This is a genomic window from Mycobacterium sp. SMC-17 (assembly GCF_045310915.1).
Classification (GTDB): Bacteria; Actinomycetota; Actinomycetes; order Mycobacteriales; family Mycobacteriaceae; genus Mycobacterium.
The window spans coordinates 1-5,669 of sequence record NZ_JBJIAK010000103.1; the positions used below are offsets into that span (position 1 = coordinate 1).

A 5,669-nucleotide genomic window follows, 5' to 3' on the forward strand; every position below is an offset into this window, starting at 1 on the left:
TCAGATCATCCTCGGGAAGGTGCGCCCTTTCCTACGCCGCCTCGCCGAGGCTCATCCACAGGTTCTGATCATTGCTCAAATCCGCCGGTCACCGCCGGGAACAGCGATTTCCACATTAACGCGGTGGCTCAACTAGAGCTACGTAGGTTATCGATGAATGCCGAGGAAATGTTTGTCGCCAGTAGACAAAGGTAGCGCCTATCATGGACCCATGGTGGTTCACCCCGCTTCTGACAGGGCGATGCCCGTTCACGTCGCCGAGGTACTCGGTGGCCTGGGGCAGCAATTGCGCGATCTACCGGATCTGATCCAGCGGCTTCTGGCGGCCGAGGTCGCAGAGCTAAGTGGGGACGGTCAACTCGAAGATCTTCTCATCGAGACTGTCGCGGCGAACGTCGAAACCTGGTTTTCGACCCTCCGTTACGACATCCCGATCGCAATTGTGGAACCACCCGCAGCGGCGCTTGAACATGCCCGCAGGATGGCACAGCGTGGAGTACCGGCCAATTCCCTGCTGCGGGCTTATCGACTGGGTCATCAGCAAGGACTGCGATTCGTGATCGACGAGATCAGACGGTCGAATCTGTCACCAGAACTGAAGCTCGATCTCTACGAACACATCACGCGAGTGTCGTTCGGCTACATTGACTGCGTTTCCGAACAGCTACTGAGCACGTATCAAGAAGAGCACACGGTGTGGGAAGAGCATCGTCGCGGAGCTCGCACACAGGTAGTACGCGACGTTCTCGCAGGCATGGACGTCAACATCGCCACGACGTCCGAGATGATCCAGTATCCACTGGACGCCCTGCATACCGCGATCGTCCTGTGGTGGGATCGCCCGCGAGAGGAACACGATGCACAACCGGAGACGACCAAGAGACTCCTGAAACGTGCATCACGTGCGGTGGGGGCCGTGTCCGCCCTGCATCTGTCCGTGGACCGTTTGGTGGGGTGGGCCTGGATTGCGGTGAACGACGAGACTGCGGTGGCCCACCTCCGCAGGTTCATAGAGTCAGAGCAGGACGTGCCCAACGTCGCCGTAGGAACACCGCTCGCCGGTATCGACGGATTTCGGCGATCACATCGCCAGGCGGAACGGGCTCGTCTAGTCGCTATTGCGGCCGAAGGTGCGGAGCACCGCTTCATTAGCGCGGCCGATCCGGGGGTTGCGCTTGGCTCTCTGCTCGTCAATGACATTGATGCGATGAGCATGTTCGTCCGCGATACCCTCGGGCCCCTCGCTTGCAACTCTGTAGCCGACCTAAAACTCCGTGAAACAGCGAAAGTCTTTCTCCGTTCGGGAGCTAGCCTTAAGTCAGCGGGAGAAGAGCTGCACCTGCACAGCAATACGGTCAAGTACCGAGTAGGGCGTGCAGCCCAGCGACGGGGCCGCCCCCTAACCGACGACCGGCTCGATGTCGAGATCGCCTTAGAAATGTGCGAGTTGTTCGGAGCAGCAGTGCTCAACTCGGATGGTCATACCCATTAGCTTGGGAGTCACGCGATTCCCTTGAGGTCATCTGTCTCCAAGCTACAACCGCGTGGAATCACGTTTGTCTGCCCGGCAAACATCAAACATCGCGACGCGGTGGCCGCACCTATGATGTAAATCCCGGTAACGGATGGGCGCCGTTCAACACATGATTCCCCACCTCGGCGATCTTGTACGCCACCGGATCGTGCAGGGTGTGGGTCCTGATGTTGCGCCAGAAGCGATCGAAGCCGTAACGCGGATGCGTCCCCCTGGCTCCGATGACCTCGAAGATCCGGCTGGTGATGTCAAGTGCGGCTTGCGATGCCAGCGCTTTGGCGCCCGCCACCAGAACCATCAGTTCTCCTCGATCCTCCGCCGACAGTTGATCGCCCTTGTTCCACACCGTCTCAAAAACTCGCGCGGCCTCGCGCGCGGCGGCGTCGGCGCCTTGCAATGCGATGCCGAACTCGCCGTAGGTGCGGATAACGTATGGATCCTCAACTGCTTGGGTCACGCCAGCCGGTGTCCACGGCCTTGCCTGAGTGCGGGTGTACTCGGCGGCTGCGTCGAGGGCTCCCCGCGCAATGCCGAGGTACACGTTGACGAAGGCCAGCTGCACCAGGGGGCCGAAGAGACTGCCTCGCTGGAACTGGAAGAAAGCGCTCAGCACGGCGTTCGGACCGCCGAGCACCTCATCGGCGCGCACCTCGACGTCATGGAATTCGGTAGTGCCGCTGTCGGTTCGGCGCATGCCGAGCGCGTCCCAGTCGTCGTTGACGACGACACCCGCTCGATCGGTGGGGATCACCGCCGTGATGATCGCCCCCTGCTGCTGCGAGTCGTCCTGAACGACACCGAACACGAGGAGCAGATCGGAACCCTTTGCACCACTGCTGAAGTGTTTGACGCCGTCGAACCGATACCCACCGTCCGCCACCGGCTTCGCGCGGACCTTCCAATCGAGGACGTGGCTGTTGTTCTCACTCGACGCGTTGCCCGCCCACCGATTGTGTTGTGCCACCTCGCGGTAGGTCGACTCCTTCTGCTCGGTCGAACCCAGTAGTTCGACGAAGGCGATGTCCACGATGTGATAGCCGAACAGGTGACCGAGGGAGCCGTCCACTTTGGCGATCTCGCGGATGACGTCGAAGACCGTCGACCATGACGCTCCCCAGCCACCGAACTCCTGCGGAACGGCGAGGGACAGGAGTCCGCTGTCCCGCAGAGCATTTCGCTCCGCGGTGGCTGAGCCGCCGGCGCGGTCGCGTTCAAGCAGACCGTCGGTCCAGGTGGAGGCGAGGTCCTTGGCGACCGCGACGGGATCGGCGAGCGCCTGTGCACCCTTGTGGTGTGCGTCGGTGGTTAATGTCATCGTCATGCTCCTATCGTGGTCAATCGTTTGATGCTGTCGGCGAGGAAGTCGGGGGCGGACCACTGTTCTAGGTCGGTGGCGCGATCGATGAGCTGACGGTCCAGCAGAAACCGCTGGGTTTGCTCGAGAATCGTGAACGACTCGTCGTCGAGTGCGGGGCCGAGATGCTTGTTGAAGTCCGCACCGAAGCCCCGTCCGATGGCCGACTGTGCAACGCCGAGATTCTCGGCGTGAATGGCCACTACCTCGTCGTGATGATCACGGGCCCACCGTCCCGCGTCGACGGCCGCGTCGACCAGTCGCTGCACCAGATCCGGTCGATCGTCGATCAATCGCGCGCTCACCGTCCACACGCTGGCGTAGATGTTGCGGTCGTCGTCGCTGAGGTCCGAGACGATCCGTGCGCCGCTGAGATCCTCCAGTTCCGCTGCCCACGGCAACCAGCTGAAGAGTGCGTCTACCGTGCCGGACGCCAAGATGGAGGACTGATGCGAAGCGACGGCGGGGAACAGGTCCGCACCCTTGATACTCGACGATGAGTGAAGTTGATCCGGCGGCAGGTCGACCCCCGGTGTTTCGATGGCGACGAGTTCGACGTCGCCGAGTTCGAGGCCACCGCGACTCAGCGTTGCAAGGAGGCCGCGAGCTTCCCATGTGCCGAGAGCGGTCAGGGTCTGGTTCCATGGATCGAGTCGCCGGTAATCACCCAGTTCCCGTCGCAGGATGCGGACCGCCGCTGACGAGACGCCGACGCGTCGGCCGGCAAGCCCGGCAGCATCGGTTACCTGGCTACCCGCGGCCACGTAGAAGCCCTGTCGTCCAACGAATCTGGTGATACCGAGAAGGCGTGTTCGGCCCGGTGCCCGCAGTCCCTCGCTGACCAGCGGTGGGATTTCGCCACCGAAGCGGGTGTACTGCGGGTGGTCGTAGGTGAAGTGCAGATCACCCTGGCTGCCGGTGAGCACTTCGAGTGAGATGCCTTCCCGTGTCAGGCGACCGGATTCCAGAGCGGTCAGGAGCGCGTTCGGCACGGGGCAATTGCTGTACGCGAGAACATCGCGCTCGACGCCCGTCGTCATGCGACCGCCTCCGCGTGGGGTACATCGAGGCCCAAGTGCTCCCGAAGCGTCGTTCCCTCGTAATCGGCGCGGAACACCCCGCGTTCCTGAAGGAGTGGCACCACCTGGTCCACGAACTCGTCGTAACTGCCGGGAAGATGAGCGGCGGAGATGATGAAACCGTCGGCCGCGCCCGCCTCGAAGTGGTCGACCAGCAGGTCGGCGATCTGCTCGGCCGTTCCCGCCCACTGGGGAACGAACCCGACGTTCGTACCGTAGCGGCGGCCGAGCTCGGCGAGCGTCAGATCCGCACCGCCGGCGACAGCGGAGAACATCTGCAACATGGTGGGGACGTGACGGTCGCCCAGATCGCCGACAATATCGGAGTATTTGGTATCCAACGGGTACGCGGACAGGTCGACGCCGCTGTGGCTCGACAGCGTCGACAACCCCACTTCAGGGTGTACCAGCGAGTTCACGTATTCGAGTCGATCGTTGGCGATGGCCTCGGTCTCGCCCAGAATGGGCATCACCGCGGTGAAGACCTTTGTCTGGTCAGGGTCACGTCCGGCTGCGGCGACGTTGGACTTGATGTCCGCATACGTCGCGCGCATGACGTCGACGTTGGGCGAAATGCTGAACACCGCCTCCGCCCAGCGGCCGGCGAAGCGACGTCCACGCGGTGACAAACCGGCTTGCAGAATCACGGGCTCACCTTGCCGGGATCTGGGCACTTGCAGCGGACCGCGCACCGACAGCCACGTGCCCCGGTGGTCGGCGTAACGCACCCGCTTCGGGTCCGCGAACTGGCCGCCCGCCTTGTTCAATAACAGCGCGTCGTCTGACCAGGACGCCCACAGCTTCTTCACCGCCTCCAGGAACTCGTCGGCGCGGTCGTACCGCTGGTCGTGTTCGAGGTGTTCGTCAACACCGAAGTTGCGGGCTTCGGAGTCGTTGAGGGAGGTGACCACGTTCCACGAGACTCGTCCGTCGGAGAGGTTGTCCAGCGTCGCGAACACTCGTGCAACGTGATACGGCGCGTAGTAGGTGGTCGATACGGTCGCCCCGAGTCCGAGCTTGTCGGTCGCGGCGGCCATCGTCGCTACAACGCTGGTCGGCTCCAACGCAATAGCGCCCTGGCCGCCCAGTCCGACGCCGGTTTCAAGATTGTGCCCGTAGCTGTCTTCGATCGCGAGAGCGTCGGGCAGGAACAGCAGATCGAACTTCCCGCGTTCGAGCGTCCTGGCGATCTCCTTGTAGTACCGCCCGCTAAGAAACTCGTTCGTTGCGCCGACGTGCCGCCAGGCGCCGTGAGCGTGGGTGACGTTTCCCGCGGAGAAGAAGCCGGCGAGGTGCATGTGTCTTGGTCGGGACATGTATACGAGCATGCGCGCTGCCGACCACAACGGACAGGGTTAAAAGCGGCGTGATTGCATGGGGGCGGACGGCTATGACCCGGCGTTCTCGGGGTCTATCGGCGCGTGGCACGGACATCCGGCCTCACGACGAAAGACGCTTGCCAACAACAATTCTCAGGACGGATTTGTACGAATCCCCGGGGCGAAATGGAACTTAACGTAGTGGCGCGCCAACCGGGGTCGGGTTTGCTGTTCAACACGTGACACGGTGGCGTCGAATCGCCGGGAGGCTGGGTCAATGCGAGGCGCGTTGCTCCGCAGGCGACCCGGATAGCGTCCCGGGGAGTGGTGGACTTCGGATCTGGCGTGGTTCACGCGTTGTGATCAACGAGTCATGGTGAACG

The 5,669-nt window shown here is 62.7% G+C and carries 4 protein-coding genes; 1 reads left to right on the top strand and 3 read right to left on the bottom strand.

Annotated features, from left to right (window positions below; translation table 11 throughout):
• Positions 1–211: 211 nt before the first annotated feature.
• Complete coding sequence (locus ACJH7A_RS29835; protein ID WP_293021516.1) at positions 212–1,492, top strand: CdaR family transcriptional regulator; 1,281 nt, start codon at positions 212–214, stop codon at positions 1,490–1,492.
• 109 nt (positions 1,493–1,601) lie between these two features.
• On the opposite strand, the gene ACJH7A_RS29840 is transcribed toward ACJH7A_RS29835, so the two are convergent.
• The 3 genes from ACJH7A_RS29840 to ACJH7A_RS29850 are packed head-to-tail and all read right to left on the bottom strand — an operon-like array spanning position 1,602 to position 5,283.
• A complete protein-coding gene (locus tag ACJH7A_RS29840) occupies positions 1,602–2,855 on the bottom strand; it encodes an acyl-CoA dehydrogenase family protein (protein WP_293021514.1) in 1,254 nt (417 codons plus the stop codon).
• Entirely contained in the window at positions 2,852–3,928 is a 1,077-nt protein-coding gene (locus tag ACJH7A_RS29845) for a 2'-hydroxybiphenyl-2-sulfinate desulfinase (protein ID WP_226519096.1), read from the bottom strand. Before ACJH7A_RS29845 ends, ACJH7A_RS29840 begins: the two co-directional genes overlap by 4 nt.
• On the bottom strand, positions 3,925–5,283 hold the full coding sequence (locus tag ACJH7A_RS29850) for an LLM class flavin-dependent oxidoreductase (protein ID WP_226519097.1): 1,359 nt from the start codon (positions 5,281–5,283) through the stop codon (positions 3,925–3,927). The genes ACJH7A_RS29845 and ACJH7A_RS29850 overlap by 4 nt, the downstream gene beginning before the upstream one ends.
• Positions 5,284–5,669 lie beyond the last annotated feature (386 nt).